This window comes from Bradyrhizobium sp. LB14.3 (assembly GCF_040547985.1).
Lineage (GTDB): Bacteria > Pseudomonadota > Alphaproteobacteria > Rhizobiales > Xanthobacteraceae > Bradyrhizobium.
The window spans coordinates 56,996-72,680 of the sequence record NZ_JBEPQT010000026.1 but is presented as its reverse complement, the minus strand read 5'-3'; the positions used below and the strand labels follow the sequence as shown (position 1 = coordinate 72,680).

The following is a 15,685-nucleotide window of genomic DNA, read 5'->3' as shown; positions in this document are numbered from 1 at the left end:
AGCGTCATACGAGATAGCCCAGGGACAGAAAGGGACGACATGATCGACAGCAAGGAGGCGTCCGCGGCGCTGGCCGATATCGACGACATCGTCCAGCGCGTGAAGCAATCGCAGCTCTACGAGCTGGCGGGCCTCGCGGTCGTCTGGTGGGGCATATTGGTGTTCGCGGGCAATCTCGTGACCTGGCTTTGGCCGATCTATGCGATCTACGCCTGGGTTGCCGTGGATGTTGTCGGCGTCGTCGGTCTGGTTGCACTCCGCCTGCTCAATCCGCCGCGCCACGCCCATGGTCGCGGCTTCGAGATCAGACTGCTTCTGCTGTTCGTGCTGTTCTTCGCCTTCGGTTATCTCTGCACCAGCGTGATCGGTCATTTCGGTCCGCGCCAGCTGGGCACGTTCTGGCCGCTTTATTTCATGCTGTTCTACGCGCTGGCGGGTCTCTGGTTCGGCTATGCCTTCATTGCGATCGGTCTTGGAATTGCCGCGCTGACGCTGATCGGCTTCTTCTATATCGGCGAGGCGTTTCCGCTCTGGATGGCCTTCGTCAACGGCGGTGGCCTGATCCTCGGCGGGCTCTGGATGCGGCGGATCTGATGGCCGAGCTCGACGACATCATTCACCAGCCGTTGCGGCTGAAGATCATGGCGGCGCTGAACGCGCTGCCGGCCGCCGCAGGATTGGAGTTTTCCCGGCTGAAAAAGCTCACTGCCGCGACCGACGGCAATCTCGGTGCGCATATCGAGACGCTGGCCAAGGCGGGCTACGTTTCGGTGGAAAAAGCCTTCGTCGGCAAGAAGCCGCAGACCACGGTGACTGCCACCGCCGCCGGCCGCGGCGCGTTCGCGCGGCATGTGACGACGTTGCAGGAGATCATTGCGGGGAAGCAGGTGTAGGCTCCGCTGTCATCGCGGTGCTGATTGTTGTGCCCTCGCCCCTTGCGGGAGAGGGCAACTCCGCTGGTCAATAGAGGCTCACTTGGGTGAGGGTTCTCGTCCTGCTCCCACTTGAGTCTGCGAATACAATGACCGTGCGCTAAGCTATATCAACTGGATGCTTTGGCCTTGGAATTTAGAGCACTGTCACCGTAATTCCCGATAACGAACGGGACGTACTTGAACTTCTTGTCAGTCATCGCTGCATCATGAAGCCAAGTGAGCGCGCGGGCGATGGCAGCGGCTTCCAGCCCCAACATCGCACGCGTGCTGCCAATCAAGCTAATGCATGTTACTGCATTTCAATTGTAAGCGTGGCGGGAAAAGCCGGCAATGCCGCACATGCAGCTACTTCTTACTCTCTAGCCGAGAAGCAATCTCTCGTACCAATTGCTTTATGGCAACTTTGGTATCAGCCTCAAAATCTGCGAGCTTGATCTTCTTCTCTCTAACTTTGTTCAGGAACTCATACGCCAAAATAGGCTTCGAGTGACCGCCTGTCTTTGCATGTTGGGAGTTCTTGCCCTCGTAATTTAGATCGGGATCACCGAGAACGTGCGAGCAGAAGTCTTTTTTAGAGAATATATCCTCAATGCCGTCGCCGGGAATCTTGAACATGCGTTGCTTAGAAACCGCTTCATCATCTCCAAACATGTAACGCTTGAGGTTATTGTATGCTTGCCTTCCGGCGCTGTCGTCGTCAACGGCGACAATGAACTCTAAGCCCCACCCCAAGAACATATTCGCCAATGTTTGCACGTTGCTCGCCCCCGTGGCGGCAATGAAGTAAACCTCCTGCTTTTCTCCCAGCATCTCCCAGAAAGAGGTCAGATAGTAGAACCCACTGATTTCCTCCAAAATCACATTATTTCTTTTTTTGACTACCTGCTGATGAGAGAGATCAACACCCATCGCAGTCAATACAGGTGACAGCGTGTCTCTCGACGCTGCGCCAAGTTCATGAGCGTGAACGAGCTTCGTAGGCGAATTGTCCGCGTCGCCGTCTCTTTGTGCTGCGATGACCCGGTAAAGCTTATCGTATTCGATCAAGTGTGGACTGTGTGTCGAGTACACGATCTGGCTTTTACTCGACTTCGCCAACCGATTGATCAGTGCCAAAACGTCGGCCTGCGCTTTTGAATGCAGATTTGCGCCCGGCTCATCGAACAGGAATACGGTCCCTTGCTCGTCTTTTTCAGAAGCCTTTAGTTGGAGATAGAAGGAAATAAACCAGCGGACGCCTAGACTGCGTTGCTTGGGGAATAGTTGATTTGTTCCATCCGTGATCCAAAATTCGAGATGGGGCATCCCAGCAGTCTTCTGACCGCCTGGACCGTAGTAAGCAAATACACACTTCAGTTGTAGTTTCTCGTTCTTGCCAATCGTTTGGCTCCAGAACGAACTGAAGTCGGCAGTAACAGTCGCATTCGCGCGCGCTAACAGCGTCTGCTGGGTTCGTGGACTTCCATCCACGAGCGTGTCCAAGTTTATATTAGCGATCCTGAGGAAATTGGCGGCAGCCTGCGTTCCCGCGCCCGAAAGCACCCACCCACCCTTTTGTCCTTTTTGAATGTCGACTCGGTCAGGCAAGAGACCTGCGGCTTGATCAAACAACACGGTATCTGGAGCAATTGCGATTATCTCGTCAGCGAGCGTTTCCGGTGTGAGGATATGCACATGCACAGCTTCTTCGTCGCTTGCCTTCTCGTCGTCATCCGCGTCCTCATTCTTTTCATCTTCCGCGCGATCGTCTCCATCATCTGCGGCTTTCGTTGCGGTGCTGTTCGGCGGGCCGTTCTTCAACAGCAATTCCGCTAGATCTTTATCTTCGCAGGAGGGTTCGCAGACATATTTTGCGTTGGCAGCGTCGTAGCGCCAGCGAAAGTTCAGGATAAGGTCATTTTCGGTAAGCTCAAGATACACTCCCAGGGCATATACTTGGTCTTGGTCGTATGCGGCGAGGTTCGCCAGAAGTCGTTTGGTGTCGACCTTGAGGCGCAAGAATACGGCAGGCAACTCAGCATCGATCCGACAATCGTCGTCGGTGATATCGGTGGCATGGAACGTTGTGGCGAGGGCTTCGAGGATTGATGATTTTCCGCTTTCGTTTTGTCCAACCACTACGGTGATGCCGTCGGACGCAAAGGGGCACCATCCCGTATCAACGATCGAACGAAAATTGGTAATCCGAAACGCAATCAACCTCATATTCAGCCTCCCACCCAGCAGGTAGCATGTACGTGCAACCGCCGGCGGTAAGCAAGTTGCTCCACGCGTTGCTCGTTAGGCCCTTGTGGAAAGACCAGAATAGTGTGCAAATATTGATCTAACCTCCGTTGCGGCGTTCAGCTTCGGCAATGTTCGTCCTTCTGCCGAAGGTGGAGATAGCTTCCGGAGCTTCGCCAGCCGCTCTGCGCATAGTACGGCCCGACGGATTCCGGGCTCGTGGCTTCGCCGCGTCCGGGAATAACGGGAGGGTGGGTCCAGCCCCCTTCACACTCGCCCCGATTCGTGCGACCTCCGCCCCCAGAAAAACCCCTCATTCGAGCCCTCAATGCACATTCTCCTGCTCGGTTCCGGCGGCCGCGAACATGCCCTGGCGTGGAAGATCGCAGCCTCTCCCCTGGTGACCAAATTCTGGTGCGCACCGGGCAATGCCGGGATCGCGCGCGAGGCGGAATGCGTGGCGCTCGATGTCGCCGACCATGGCGCGGTGATCGACTTCTGCAAAACGAATGCGGTCGAGCTCGTGGTGGTCGGCCCGGAGACGCCGCTGGCGGCCGGTATCGTCGATGACCTCACCGCCGCCGGCATCAAGGCATTCGGACCGGACAAGATCCCCGCCCAGCTCGAAAGCTCCAAGGGCTTTACCAAGGCGCTCTGCACCGAATTCGGCATTCCGACCGGCGCCTACAAGCGCTTTACCAACGCCAGCGATGCGCGTGCCTATGTCCAGAGCCAGGGCGCGCCGATCGTGGTCAAGGCCGACGGCCTTGCCGCCGGCAAGGGCGTCGTCGTCGCCAAGACCGTGCGCGAGGCCGAGGACGCCATCGCCATGATGTTCGAGGGCGCCTTCGGCGAGGCCGGCGCTGAGGTCGTGATCGAGGAGTTTTTGCCGGGCCGCGAGATCAGCTTCTTCGCGCTGTGCGACGGCGAGACCGCCATTCCGCTGGCGTCCGCGCAGGACCACAAGCGCGTGTTCGACCACGACGTCGGCCCGAACACCGGCGGCATGGGCGCCTATTCGCCGACGCCGCTGGTCACGCCTGCGATCCACGACGCGATCATGGCCAAGATCATTCTGCCGACGGTCGCCGGCATGAAGCAGCGCGGCACGCCGTTCCGCGGCATCCTCTATGCCGGGATCATGCTGACGACGCAGGGCCCAAAACTGTTCGAGTTCAACGTCCGCTTCGGCGATCCCGAGTGCCAGGTGCTGATGCTGCGGATGATGTCGGACATCGTGCCGGCGTTCCTGGCGTCCTGCGACGGGCAGCTGAAGCATTTTGATCTGCGCTGGCATCCGGATTCCGCGCTCACGGTGGTGATGGCGGCGAAGGGATATCCCGGCGACTATCAGAAGGGCACGCGGATCGAAGGGCTCGATGACGCCGCGAAGGTCGAGACCGCCGAGATCTTCCACGCCGGGACGGTCGAGAAGGACGGCGCCATCCTCGCCAATGGCGGCCGCGTGCTCAATGTCTGCGCGCTCGGCAAGACCGTGACGGAAGCGCAAGGCCGCGCCTATCAGGCCGTCGACCGCATCAACTGGCCGGAAGGCTTTTGCCGCCGCGACATCGGCTGGCAGGCGGTGGAAGCCGAGAAGGCCAAGGCCTGACAGCGGTTTTTCGCACGCGCGCGCAATGTCCGGCCGCGCCCGTCGGCACTCCAAAATTGTGCAGGCAGGTGTTGAACTTAGCTACTGTGCATGGGGTTGTTTTCGAGATTTTTGTTTTGGGGCACCCCAAGTCTTGGGCACTTCAAGACTGAGCAGGATCCAGCGCTGACCAGATAAGGATGCAGAAGATGTCCGATCTCGCCGACCTCTATCCCGGCTTCGCCTCCGAATGGATCAACACCTCCTTCGGCCGCATCTTCGCCCGCGTCGGCGGCAAGGGACCGCCGCTGTTGCTGCTGCACGGCTTCTCCGAGACCAACGTGATGTGGCACCGCGTCGCGCCGCAGCTGAGCGACCGGTTCACGCTGATCATCGCCGATCTGCCCGGCTATGGCTGGTCCGACATGCCCGAGAGCGATGCGCTGCACATGCCCTACAGCAAGCGCGCGATGGCCAAGGCCATGGTCGAGGCGATGGAGAGCCTTGGCCACGTGCACTTCGCGCTCGCCGGCCACGATCGCGGCGGCCGCGTCTCCTATCGCCTTGCGCTCGATCATCCCGGCCGGCTGTCGCGCCTCGCCGTGCTCGATATCCTGCCGACCTATAATTACTGGGAGCGGATGAACCGCGCCTATGCGCTGAAGATCTACCACTGGACTTTTCTGGCGCAGCCAGCCCCGTTGCCGGAAACGCTGATCTCGAGCCACGGCGAGTTCTTCCTGCGCTTCAAGATGGCGAGCCAGACCCGGTCGAAGACGCTCGACGCCATCGACGAGCGCGCGCTCGAACACTACATCGCCCCGTTCCGCGATCCCGCCCGCGTCCACGCGATGTGCGAGGATTATCGCGCCGGCGCCTATTTCGATTACGATCTCGACAAGGCGGACTTCGAGGCCGGCAAGAAGATCACCATTCCGATGCAGGCGCTGTGGGGCGATGCCGGTATTGCGCAAGCCGCCGCCACCCCGCTCGACATCTGGAAGCAATGGGCGACGAATGTCGTCGGCATGCCGGTGGATTCGGGGCACTTCCTCACCGAGGAGAACCCAGATGTCACCGCCAAGGCGCTGCGCGAGTTCTTTGCGGCGGCTTAACGCCGCTCCCGGAAGAAGTCCTTGAGCAGCCGCGCCGACTCGCTTTCGCCGACCCCGGAATAGACATCCGGGACGTGATGGCAGGTTGGCGAGGTGAAGAACCTCACGCCGGACTCGATCGCGCCGCCCTTGGGATCGGCGGCGCCGTAATAGAGCCGCCTCACCCTTGCAAAGGAGATCGCGCCCGCACACATGGTGCAGGGCTCCAGCGTCACGTAGAGGTCGCAGTCGACCAGACGCTCGCTGCCGATCTTTTTGGCGGCTTCGCGGAGCGCGACAATCTCGGCATGGGCGGTCGGATCATAGTCGGTCAGGGTCCGGTTCGCCGCGGTGGCGATGACCTCGAAGTTGCGGACCACGACGCATCCGATCGGAACTTCGCCCGACTTTCCGGCGTTTTCGGCCGTTCTGAGCGCCAAATCCATGAAAGAGGGGGCTTTCAAGCCTCGTATCATCCCGAGAAACCTGCTAGTAGCTGCGCCTTCAGCAGAAGTGCTTACCGAATTTGCCTGAGCATGCGGCTCGAAACGAGCGCGCACAATGCTTTCTGGCCACCCCCTGAGTGAGATTATTCATGCCTCGCGACAGCGACAAAGACAATGATTCCCGCGGCCGGCGCGACCGTGGCCCGGCCAAGGGCGGCCGTTCCGGCAAGGCTCGGGGCCCCGAGAAGAAGTTCGCCAAGCGCGGATTTGAGGGCAAGGGCGACAGCCGCCCGCCCCGCGGCGACAGTGACAGCCGACCGGTCCGCCGCCGCGAAGACGGTGATGCGCCACGCCGCGATTTCAGCGACCGCCCGAAGTTCAAGCGCGAAGACCGGCCGCGCGGCGAGGATCGTGGCGAGCGCAGCTTCAAGCCGCGTGGCGATCGTCCCTTCAAGCCGCGTGAAGACCGTCCGTTTTCCGATCGTCCGTCGCGCGACGGCGAGAAGCGCCCGTTCAAGCCCCGTGGCGACCGCCCATTTTCTGATCGCCCCTCGCGCGATGGCGAGAAGCGGCCGTTCAAGCCGCGCGGTGATCGCCCGTCCTATGGGCGTGATGACCGTCCGCCGCGCAGGGATCGCGACGATTCCCGTCCGTCCGGCCGGACCGGTGACACGAAGTTTGGCGACAAGCGACCTTACGCACCGCGTGGCGACCGTCCGGAACGCAAGTTCGACGGCGAGCGGAAGTTTTCGCGCGGCGCACCGGACCGTGGCGAGCGCAGCGATTCAAAGCCTTGGCAGAAGCGCGATGCGGCTCCCCGTGGGGACCGGCCGCCGCGCAAGGACTTCAGCAAGGGCCCGCGCAAGGATTTTGGCGGCAGCGACCGCGGTCAGGACAAGCCCTGGCAGAAGCGCGACGATCGGCAAGGCGGCGGCGAAGACCGTCCGCGCTTTTCGCGTTCGCGCGACGATCGTCCATCGGGTGATCGTCCGTTCCGTGAGCGTCCCAAATTCGATCGTCCCCGCGATGATCGTCCCAAGTTCGATCGGCCCCGTCGTGACAGCGATGGTGAGCGTGGTGGGCGCGGCGGCGACCGCCCGAAATTCGATCGTCCGCGCGAGCGCTCCGACTGGCACGAGCATCCGCGCAGCGAGAGCGATCGTCCGCGCCGCGAAAACGAGGACGACAGCAGGATCTTCGAGAAACGTCCGGCCTTCGGCGGTCGCGGCGCCTATCGCGGCCGTGATCGGGACTTCGAAGGCCGCCCGCGCCGGGACGAAGCACCGAAGCCGAAGAAGGCCGGCGAGCGTATCGCCAAGGTGCTGTCGCGTGCGGGCCTCGCCTCGCGCCGCGATGCCGAGGAGATGGTCACGCAGGGCCGCGTCGCCGTCAACGGCCGTGTCATCAATTCGCCGGCGCTCGACATCACCGCGAACGATGTCGTCACCATCGACGGCAAGCCGATGCCGGAGCGCGAGCGCACGCGGCTGTTCCTCTATCACAAGCCGCGCGGGCTGATGACGACGCATGACGACCCCGAGGGGCGTCCGACCGTGTTCGACAATTTGCCCGAAGGCCTGCCGCGGCTGATCTCGATCGGCCGGCTCGACTTCAACACCGAGGGCCTGCTGCTGCTCACCAATGATGGTGGGCTCGCGCGCACGCTGGAGCTGCCGGACACCGGCTGGCTGCGCCGCTATCGCGTCCGCGCCCACGGCGACGTCACGCAGGCGCAGCTCGACGAGCTGAAGAACGGCATCGAGGTTGAGGGCGTCAAATACGGTCCGATCGACGCCACGCTGGAGCGTGACCAGGGCGCCAATGTGTGGCTGGTTTTCGCGATCCGCGAAGGCAAGAACCGCGAAGTGCGCAACGTCTGCGCCCATCTCGGGCTCGAGGTGAACCGGCTGATCCGGGTGTCCTACGGACCGTTCCAGCTCGGCGAGGTCCCCGAAGGCCAGGTCGAGGAGATCAAGTCGCGCGTGCTGCGCGACCAGCTCGGCGACAAGATCATCGAGAAGTCGGGTGCGCAGTTCGATGTGCCGCAGAAATCTGCCGCGCGTGAGGGAGACGACGCGCCGCGCGAGAAGAAGCCTGCCAGCAAGCGCGGCGTGATCAGCGACCGCAAGGGCCGCCGCGTGCTGGTGCAGCGCACCGGCAGCGAGGAGGCGCGCGAGCGCAACGAGTCCGAAGCCAGTGGCTACGGCCCGCCGCGCCGTCCCAAGCGCGGCTATCACGGCAAGCGCGATCTGGCGCCGAAGGAGGACTGACGTTGCGCGTCGTCGGCGGTCGATTGAAGGGGCGCAATCTGGCCTCACCGTCCTCGCGCGACATCCGCCCCACGGCGGACCGCCTGCGCGAGTCCGTGTTCAACATCCTCGTGCACGCCTATGACGATCCGATTTCGGACGCGCGCGTGCTCGATCTCTTCGCCGGCACCGGCGCGCTCGGCATCGAGGCGTCGTCACGCGGCGCGAAATTCACGCTGTTCGTCGACAACGGCGCGGAAGCGCGCGCCCTGCTCCGCAACAATGTCGAGTCGCTGGGCCTCGGCGGCGTCACCAAGGTCTATCGCCGCGATGCGACCGACCTCGGGCCTGCACATCCGGTCGAGCCGTTCTCGCTGGTGTTCCTCGATCCGCCCTACGGCAACGGCTTTGCGGAGAAGGCGCTCGCGAGCCTGCGTGATGGCGGCTGGCTCACGCCAGGCGCGCTGCTCGTGGTGGAAGAGGCGAAGGCTGCGCAGTTCGCGACGCCTGAGGGTTACGAGGAATTGGAGCGGCGGGCGTATGACGACACGGAGTTCGTGTTTTTGAAGGCGCCGTAGCCTACGAAGTCACCGCCGCCCGAACAGCTTCTCCACATCCGACAGCTTCAGCTCGACATAGGTCGGGCGGCCGTGGTTGCACTGGCCGGAGTTCGGGGTGTCCTCCATCTCGCGGAGCAGGGCGTTCATCTCCTCCGGCCGCAGCCTGCGGCCGGCGCGCACCGAGCCGTGGCAGGCCATGGTTGCGGCGACGTGCATCAGGCGGCGCTCGAGCGGCAGCGCCTCGTCCCACTCGGCCATGTGCTCGGAAAGATCGCGCAACAGCCCGCCCGCGTTGGTCTTGCCGAGCAGTGACGGCGTCTCGCGCACCGCGACCGCGCCGGGGCCGAAGGATTCGATCGCAAGGCCAAACGACGTCAGCTCTTCGCTGCGCTCGAGCAGGCGCTCTACCGTGGCCTCGTCCATCTCGACGATCTCGGGGATCAGCAGGATCTGCCGCTGCACGCCATTGGCGGCGAGCGAAGCCTTCAGCCGCTCGTAGACGATGCGTTCATGCGCGGCGTGCTGGTCGACGATGATCAACCCGTCGCGGGTCTGCGAGACGATATAGGTCTCGTGGATCTGGGTGCGTGCCGCGCCGAGCGGACGGTCGACAAAGTCGCCGACAGGCCGGCTCTCGATCCGCACGTCGGCGCTCGGCGCGCCGACGTCGAATGCGGCCTGCGCACGCTCGGCGAAGGCGGGCGCGGCGGCACCGTCGAAAGACGGCATCGGGCCGGATGGCGACTGCCGCCAGTCCCAGCTTGCCGGGCGCGGCGTGAATGCGGGGCGGAACGAAGATAGTGCGCTCTCGCCGCCGTTTGCGGCCGTACGCCGGCCCTCCCGCGCGAGCCCTTCCTTCAATCCGTGCACGATCAGCGCGCGCACGAGGCCTGCGTTGCGAAACCGGACCTCGGTCTTGGCCGGATGGACGTTGGCATCGACCTCGCGCGGATCGAGCGTGACAAACAGCGCCAGCACCGGATGGCGGTCGCGCGGCAGATAATCGGCATAGGCCCCCCGCACCGCGCCGAGGATCAGCTTGTCGCGCACCGGGCGGCCGTTGACGAAAAGATATTGCCCGAGCGCGTTGGCTTTGGTCAGCGCGGGCGCCGCGGCATAGCCGGCGACCACGACGCCCTCGCGCTCGGCATGGACCTCGATGGCATGGCTGCGGAACTCCGCCCCCAGGATGTCGCCGAGACGGGTCAGGCGCCCGGCGACGCCGGGTAGCGCCGCAGCCCAGGTCACCGGCGCGCGCTCTTCGCCCGCCAGCGTGAAGGCGATTTCGGGCCGCGCCATCGCCAACCGCCGCACCACCTCCCGGATCGCTTCCGCCTCGGTGCGGTCGGTCTTCAAAAACTTCAGCCGCGCCGGCGTCGCGTAGAAGAGGTCGTTGACCTCGACCCGCGTGCCATGCGCCAACGCCGCCGGCATGATCCCGGATTTCTCGCCGCCCTCGACATTGAGCGCCCAGGCGTGCGGCTCGCCGGCATGCCGCGTGGTGATGGAGAGCCGCGCGACCGAGCCGATCGAGGGCAGCGCCTCGCCGCGGAATCCAAGCGTGCGGATCTGCAGCAGGTCCTCGTCGTCGAGCTTGGAGGTGGCGTGACGCTCGACCGCCAGCGACAGGTCCTTGGCGGTCATGCCGCCGCCGTCGTCGGTGATGCCGATCCGCCGGCGCCCGCCGCCATCGGTGAAGACGTCGATCCGGCTCGCGCCGGCATCGATGGCGTTTTCGACCAGTTCCTTGACCACGCTCGCGGGACGTTCGACCACCTCGCCGGCGGCGATGCGGTTGACGACCTGTTCTGGCAATTGGCGGACGGGCATGAACTCGATCTTGGGCTTGCGATCTGGATTCGCTGACAGCGCTATTCTAGGCCGTGTTGCGTCAAAAGCATGTGTTGGGCAACAGGAACGTGGCGGGCTGGGGAAAAGGGCCGTCTATCGCATTGAAGAGATTGGACGTTCGAGAAAATCGCGCACCCCGGATGGATTGATCTCCGGGTGCTGGTCCCGATTGTGGGGTACCGGGCTGCGGTGTAGCATCGTGAAAAAACGGCAACAGGACGGGAGGACGCCATGTGCCATCTCTTCGCGCACCAGCCCCAACGCGACTACGAATCCCAGACCCGTTCGTTACGGATCGGTGGGCATTGCACCTCGATCCGTCTGGAAATGGCATTCTGGGACACGCTGGACGAGATCGCGGCCAAGGAGAACATGAGCGTCGGCAAGTTCCTGACGACGCTCTACACCGAGGTGCTCGACCACCACGGCGAGGTCAATAATTTCGCCTCGTTGCTGCGCTGCTCCTGCCTGATCTATCGCTCCAGGAGCATGGTGCCGCTGCAGGAGTTCAAGGCAACTGTCGCGCCCATTCTCGATGCAGCCGAATAGCGGCTATGAGACCCCTCCGCCGTCATTGCGCGACGAAGCATTCCAGACCGTCACCGCGGCGGGATTCTGGATTGCTTCGCTTCGCTCGCAATGACGAGGAGAGAGCGCTCAGATCTCCTTCTTCTGCATCGCGCCGGCAATGTAATCCGCCTGCCGAATCGCGAGCGAGACGATGGTCAGCGTCGGATTGCAGGCAGCGCCGCTGGTGAACTGGCTGCCGTCGGAGACGAACAGATTCTTGACGTCGTGGCTCTGCCCGAACTTGTTGACCACACCGTCGCGCGGCTTCTCGCTCATCCGGTTGGTGCCGAGATTGTGCGTGCTCGGATAGGGCGGCGTCGGATAGCTCACGGTGGCGCCGACGGCTTCGTAGACCGCCGCCCCCTGCTTGTAGGCATGCGCGCGCATCGCGAGATCGTTGGGATGATCGTCGAAATGCACGCTTGCGACCGGCTGTCCGAACTTGTCCTTCACGGTTGGATCGAGCGTGATGCGGTTGGTCTCCTGTGCCATGTCCTCGCCGACCAGCCACATGCCGGCCATTCGGGCATAGCCGTCGAGCGCTGCGGTGAACGGGCGTCCCCAGGCGCCGGGGTTGAGGAACGCCGCCATGAAGGGCAGGCCGATCGACAGCGTCTCCATCTCGTAGCCGCCGACGAAGCCGCGCTTCGGATTGTTGGTGGCCTCGTCGCGGATGATGCCGGCCATGGTGGTGCCGCGATACATGTGCACCGATTTCTCGAACACGGCGTAGACGCTGCCGGTCATGTGGCGCATGTAGTTGCGGCCAACCTGACCACTCGAGTTGCCAAGGCCGTCCGGAAACATCGTGGATGCGCTGTTCAACAGCAGCCGCGGGCTTTCGATCGAATTGCCGGCCACCGCAACGATGCGTGCCTTCTGGCGCTGCATCGCGCCCGTCTCGTCGGCGTACACCACGCCGGTGACCTTGCCGCCCGCGTCATGCTCGATCTTGACCGCCATGCTCGCGGGGCGGACTTCGAGATTGCCGGTCGCCTCGCCCTTAGGTATCTCAGTGTAGAGCGTCGACCATTTCGCGCCGGATTTGCAGCCCTGGAAGCAGAAGCCGATCTGCTGACAGGCGCCGCGGCCATCTCGTGGCTGGCTGTTGATGGCCATGTTGCCGGTGTGCACGGTTTTGTATCCGAGCTTCTTCGCGCCGGCCTCCATCACCCTGAAGTTATTGTTGCCGGGAAGTCCGGGAATGCCGTTGGTGCGGGTCACGCCCATCTTGTTCTCGGCCTTGGCGTACCACGGCTCCATCTCCGCGAGCGTGACCGGCCAGTCCAGCAGGTTGGCGCCGGGAAGGTTGCCGTAGGTGCTCTTCACCTTGAACTCGTGCTCGTCGAAGCGCAGCGACGCGCCCGCCCAATGGGTTGTCGAGCCGCCGACCGCCTTGACGATCCAGGCAGGAAGACCCGAGAAGTCTTTTGCGACGCGCCATGTTCCCGATGTGGTACGCGCGTCGGTCCAGGCGAGCTGCGAGAAGCTCTCCCACTCGTCATTGACGAAGTCCTGATTCTCGATGCGGGGACCTGCTTCGAGAATGACGACCTTGACGCCCTTCTGTGCGAGCTCGTTGCCCAGCGTGCCGCCGCCGGCACCGGAGCCGACGATCACCACAACGCTGGAGTCGTTCAGATCGAATTTTGCCATTTGCGTTCTCCTGAACCGTTGGGTGGCCTTAAGCCTTCGGCAGCCAGTCGATGTCGGCGAAGCCGCGGTTGATGTAACCGCCGTGCTCGGCGGAGGAGCCCTCGTAGCCGAACCGCGGCCAGACCTCCTTCTGGTTGTAGAGAGAGACGATGAGGTCGCCGCGCACCTTCTGGAAGAAGTCGCTCTGCTCGATCTCCTTCAAGAGCACCACGCGGTCGGCTTCCCAGGGCACTTCGGCATAGGGCGCCTTGTGGCGATCACGCGCGTTCTGATCGAGCCTGGTGATGCCGTCGCTGATCAGCACCTTGACGGACGCGTCTTTCGCCGCCTTGCCGTCCCACGGCTTGATCGCGGTGATGTAGTAGCTGTCGCCGAGGGCGTCGTGTGGATAGATATCGCGCGCGACCTTCAGCAGTGTCTTCATCGTCGCAGGCGAAAGGGCGCTTGCCTCATCGGCCCAGGCGCCATCGATGCTGACGGCGACGCTGGTCGCGACTGCCGCGACCGGAACGGCGGCCGCGGCGCCCTTGAGAAAGATGCGGCGGCTGTGCTTGCTTCGACGATCGACTTCTCTCATGGCATTCCTCCTTCGATTTTTGTGATTTTGATTTTTGTAGTTTGATCAGTTGAACCGTCCGCCGCGCTGGATCACCTCGATCTTGTAGCCGTCAGGGTCACTGACGAAGAAGAAGCGCGCCAGCGTTTTGCCGTCGTGCTTGAAGTCGCGCAGCGGACCCGGTGCGAGCTTTTCACGCTCGAAGCGGGAATGTTCGGCATCGAGATCCTCGACCACCACGGCGAGATGTCCATAGCCGTCGCCGAGCTGGTACGGCTCCTCGCGATCAGAGTTCACCGTCAGCTCCACTTCGAAGGGTGAGGAGGGGTGACGCAGATAGATCAGGGCAAAGTCCGAAAATTTCAGATGGTCGGCGATCTCCAGGCCGAAGGCGCGTCTGTAGAAGTCGAGCGAGCGCGCCTCGTCGAGCACGCGGATCATGGAATGAACGGGCTTCGCCATTCAGTTCTGCTCCTTCAGATAAGCGATAACGGCAGCGCGCGTCTCTGGCTTCGCCTGCCGGTAGACCATGGTCACGCCGGGAACGACGGCTTGCGGATCGGTCAGCCAAGCGTCGAGCCTGGTCTCGTCCCAGGCGAAGTCGGCTTTCGACAGCGCCTCTGAGTATTTAAAGCCTTCGGCCTTGCCGGCGGGGCGGCCCACGATCTTCACCAGTGAAGGGCCTTGCCGCATCGGTTCTGACAAGCTCAAGGTGTGGCACACCGCGCAGTGCTGCTTGAACAGTGTTGCGCCATCCGGCGGCTTTGCGGTCGGCAAAGGCATTTGCGCCTCGGCCACCCGCACCACCAGCACCATCGCGGTGCACAATCCCAGCACGATCGCGCGCATCGTCAAAAGCCCGCCCGTCCACGTCAATTCAGCGTGCGCAAACTCTAGGCGCGGCCAAACATGCGGTGGTAGTAGCGGGCTGTTTCGCCGCGAGCGGAGATGCTCACGGCCGCGTGTGTTCCGCACTGCCTAATATGCGGAGCACAATTCCGCGAAACCGCCGTCAAATCCCTAAACGATTACCACATGATGCGGATTGCATGACCAATGCGCCGCTTGATTTCTTTACGCGATGCAATGGACCGGTGCTGGCAAGCGGTGTCGGGAACGGCCGAGCCATTCATTGCAAAAAAATCCAGGAGAAATGGATGAAGTTGGTGAAGACCTCGATGATCGCATGCGCTCTGTCGGCTCTCATTGCGACGCCCGTTCTCGCGCAAGGCGCGCCATCCGCCAAGACAGGCGGCACCGTGCAAAGCAAACCCATGCAAGGCGGCACGATGGGCAGTGGCGATGAGGAGATGAGTGCTCAGCCGGGCGCAGCGGGCGAGAAGACCGGCATGAAGTCGACCAAAGGCACCAGAGGCACGGCCGGTACCACCGGCAGCGCTGCGCATAAGGGGACCGCCGACGATCCCACGACGGGCGGTGCTGCCCCATCCAAGCGTTACTAACCCGGCCGGGTCTGACGGCAGAACTCCGGTCGCCCTGCGGCCGGAGTTTTCTGCGCTAGCTAGTCGTCGAAATGTCCGCCGCGCTTCGACTTGATGTCGCTGCGGCGCTTCTTGCCCTCGAGCCGGCGCTGCTTGGAGCCAAAGGTCGGCTTTGTCGCGCGCCGCGGCTTCGGCCGGACCATGGCTTCGCCGAGCATCTCCGTAAGGCGGTCGATGGCGTCCTGGCGGTTGCGCTCCTGGGTGCGGAAGCGTTGGGCCTGGATCACGATGACGCCGTCCTTGGTCATGCGCTGCCCTGCGAGCCGGGCGAGGCGCAACGCGGCATCCTCCGGCAGCGTCAGCTTCCGGGTATCGAAGCGCAATTGCGCCGAGGTCGCGACCTTGTTGACGTTCTGCCCGCCCGGGCCGGAGGCGCGGACAAAGCCGATCTCGATGTCGTCCTCGTCGATGACGAGATCGCGGGATATCCGCAGCATGGTGGCACCATTCGT

Annotated in this window: 16 protein-coding genes; 8 read left to right on the top strand and 8 right to left on the bottom strand. The window is 63.0% G+C overall.

Annotated elements, in window-relative coordinates; genetic code table 11:
• Positions 1-39 precede the first annotated feature (39 nt).
• Positions 40-594, top strand: coding sequence for a hypothetical protein (locus tag ABIB00_RS31785; RefSeq protein ID WP_354107073.1), 555 nt, complete (start codon positions 40-42; stop codon positions 592-594).
• Complete coding sequence (locus tag ABIB00_RS31780; protein WP_354107072.1) at positions 594-893, top strand: transcriptional regulator; 300 nt, start codon at positions 594-596, stop codon at positions 891-893. The genes ABIB00_RS31785 and ABIB00_RS31780 overlap by 1 nt, the downstream gene beginning before the upstream one ends.
• 387 nt (positions 894-1,280) lie before the next feature.
• On the opposite strand, the gene ABIB00_RS31775 is transcribed toward ABIB00_RS31780, so the two are convergent.
• Complete coding sequence (locus tag ABIB00_RS31775) at positions 1,281-3,140, bottom strand: ATP-dependent nuclease (protein WP_354107071.1); 1,860 nt, start codon at positions 3,138-3,140, stop codon at positions 1,281-1,283.
• A gap of 346 nt (positions 3,141-3,486) precedes the next feature.
• On the opposite strand from ABIB00_RS31775, the gene purD reads away from it, so the two are divergent.
• Positions 3,487-4,770, top strand: a complete 1,284-nt coding sequence (purD, locus tag ABIB00_RS31770) for a phosphoribosylamine--glycine ligase (protein ID WP_354107070.1) — start codon at positions 3,487-3,489, stop codon at positions 4,768-4,770.
• Between the two features lie 188 nt (positions 4,771-4,958).
• Positions 4,959-5,864: an alpha/beta fold hydrolase gene (locus ABIB00_RS31765; protein ID WP_354107069.1), complete on the top strand. Its 906-nt coding sequence runs from the start codon at positions 4,959-4,961 to the stop codon at positions 5,862-5,864.
• Here the strand turns inward: ABIB00_RS31765 and ABIB00_RS31760 are convergent.
• Positions 5,861-6,319, bottom strand: a complete 459-nt coding sequence (locus ABIB00_RS31760) for a nucleoside deaminase (RefSeq protein WP_354107068.1) — start codon at positions 6,317-6,319, stop codon at positions 5,861-5,863. The two genes, ABIB00_RS31765 and ABIB00_RS31760, sit on opposite strands and share 4 nt — an antisense overlap.
• 119 nt (positions 6,320-6,438) lie before the next feature.
• Between ABIB00_RS31760 and ABIB00_RS31755 the strand changes: the two genes are divergently transcribed.
• Entirely contained in the window at positions 6,439-8,559 is a 2,121-nt protein-coding gene (locus ABIB00_RS31755; RefSeq protein ID WP_354107067.1) for a pseudouridine synthase, read from the top strand.
• 2 nt (positions 8,560-8,561) lie between these two features.
• Complete coding sequence (gene rsmD, locus ABIB00_RS31750; protein ID WP_354107066.1) at positions 8,562-9,116, top strand: 16S rRNA (guanine(966)-N(2))-methyltransferase RsmD; 555 nt, start codon at positions 8,562-8,564, stop codon at positions 9,114-9,116.
• 9 nt (positions 9,117-9,125) lie between these two features.
• On the opposite strand, the gene mutL is transcribed toward rsmD, so the two are convergent.
• Positions 9,126-10,928 carry a DNA mismatch repair endonuclease MutL gene (mutL, locus tag ABIB00_RS31745; RefSeq protein WP_354107065.1) on the bottom strand — a complete coding sequence of 601 codons (1,803 nt, stop codon included), beginning with the start codon at positions 10,926-10,928 and terminating at the stop codon, positions 9,126-9,128.
• Between the two features lie 252 nt (positions 10,929-11,180).
• On the opposite strand from mutL, the gene ABIB00_RS31740 reads away from it, so the two are divergent.
• Positions 11,181-11,498, top strand: coding sequence for a ribbon-helix-helix domain-containing protein (locus ABIB00_RS31740; RefSeq protein ID WP_354107064.1), 318 nt, complete (start codon positions 11,181-11,183; stop codon positions 11,496-11,498).
• Positions 11,499-11,606: 108 nt separating this feature from the next.
• Here the strand turns inward: ABIB00_RS31740 and ABIB00_RS31735 are convergent, their stop codons facing one another.
• From ABIB00_RS31735 to ABIB00_RS31720, 4 genes are read right to left on the bottom strand one after another with little or no spacing between them, the layout of a single operon-like run.
• Positions 11,607-13,175 carry a GMC family oxidoreductase gene (locus ABIB00_RS31735; protein WP_354107063.1) on the bottom strand — a complete coding sequence of 523 codons (1,569 nt, stop codon included), beginning with the start codon at positions 13,173-13,175 and terminating at the stop codon, positions 11,607-11,609.
• Between the two features lie 28 nt (positions 13,176-13,203).
• Positions 13,204-13,752: a gluconate 2-dehydrogenase subunit 3 family protein gene (locus ABIB00_RS31730; protein WP_247352938.1), complete on the bottom strand. Its 549-nt coding sequence runs from the start codon at positions 13,750-13,752 to the stop codon at positions 13,204-13,206.
• A gap of 45 nt (positions 13,753-13,797) precedes the next feature.
• Positions 13,798-14,193, bottom strand: a complete 396-nt coding sequence (locus ABIB00_RS31725) for a VOC family protein (protein WP_247352940.1) — start codon at positions 14,191-14,193, stop codon at positions 13,798-13,800.
• Positions 14,194-14,580 carry a c-type cytochrome gene (locus tag ABIB00_RS31720; RefSeq protein WP_247352942.1) on the bottom strand — a complete coding sequence of 129 codons (387 nt, stop codon included), beginning with the start codon at positions 14,578-14,580 and terminating at the stop codon, positions 14,194-14,196. It lies immediately after the preceding gene.
• A gap of 200 nt (positions 14,581-14,780) precedes the next feature.
• On the opposite strand from ABIB00_RS31720, the gene ABIB00_RS31715 reads away from it, so the two are divergent.
• Complete coding sequence (locus tag ABIB00_RS31715; RefSeq protein WP_247352944.1) at positions 14,781-15,194, top strand: hypothetical protein; 414 nt, start codon at positions 14,781-14,783, stop codon at positions 15,192-15,194.
• A gap of 59 nt (positions 15,195-15,253) precedes the next feature.
• Here the strand turns inward: ABIB00_RS31715 and arfB are convergent, their stop codons facing one another.
• Positions 15,254-15,670, bottom strand: coding sequence for an alternative ribosome rescue aminoacyl-tRNA hydrolase ArfB (arfB, locus tag ABIB00_RS31710; RefSeq protein WP_247352946.1), 417 nt, complete (start codon positions 15,668-15,670; stop codon positions 15,254-15,256).
• Positions 15,671-15,685: the final 15 nt, after the last annotated feature.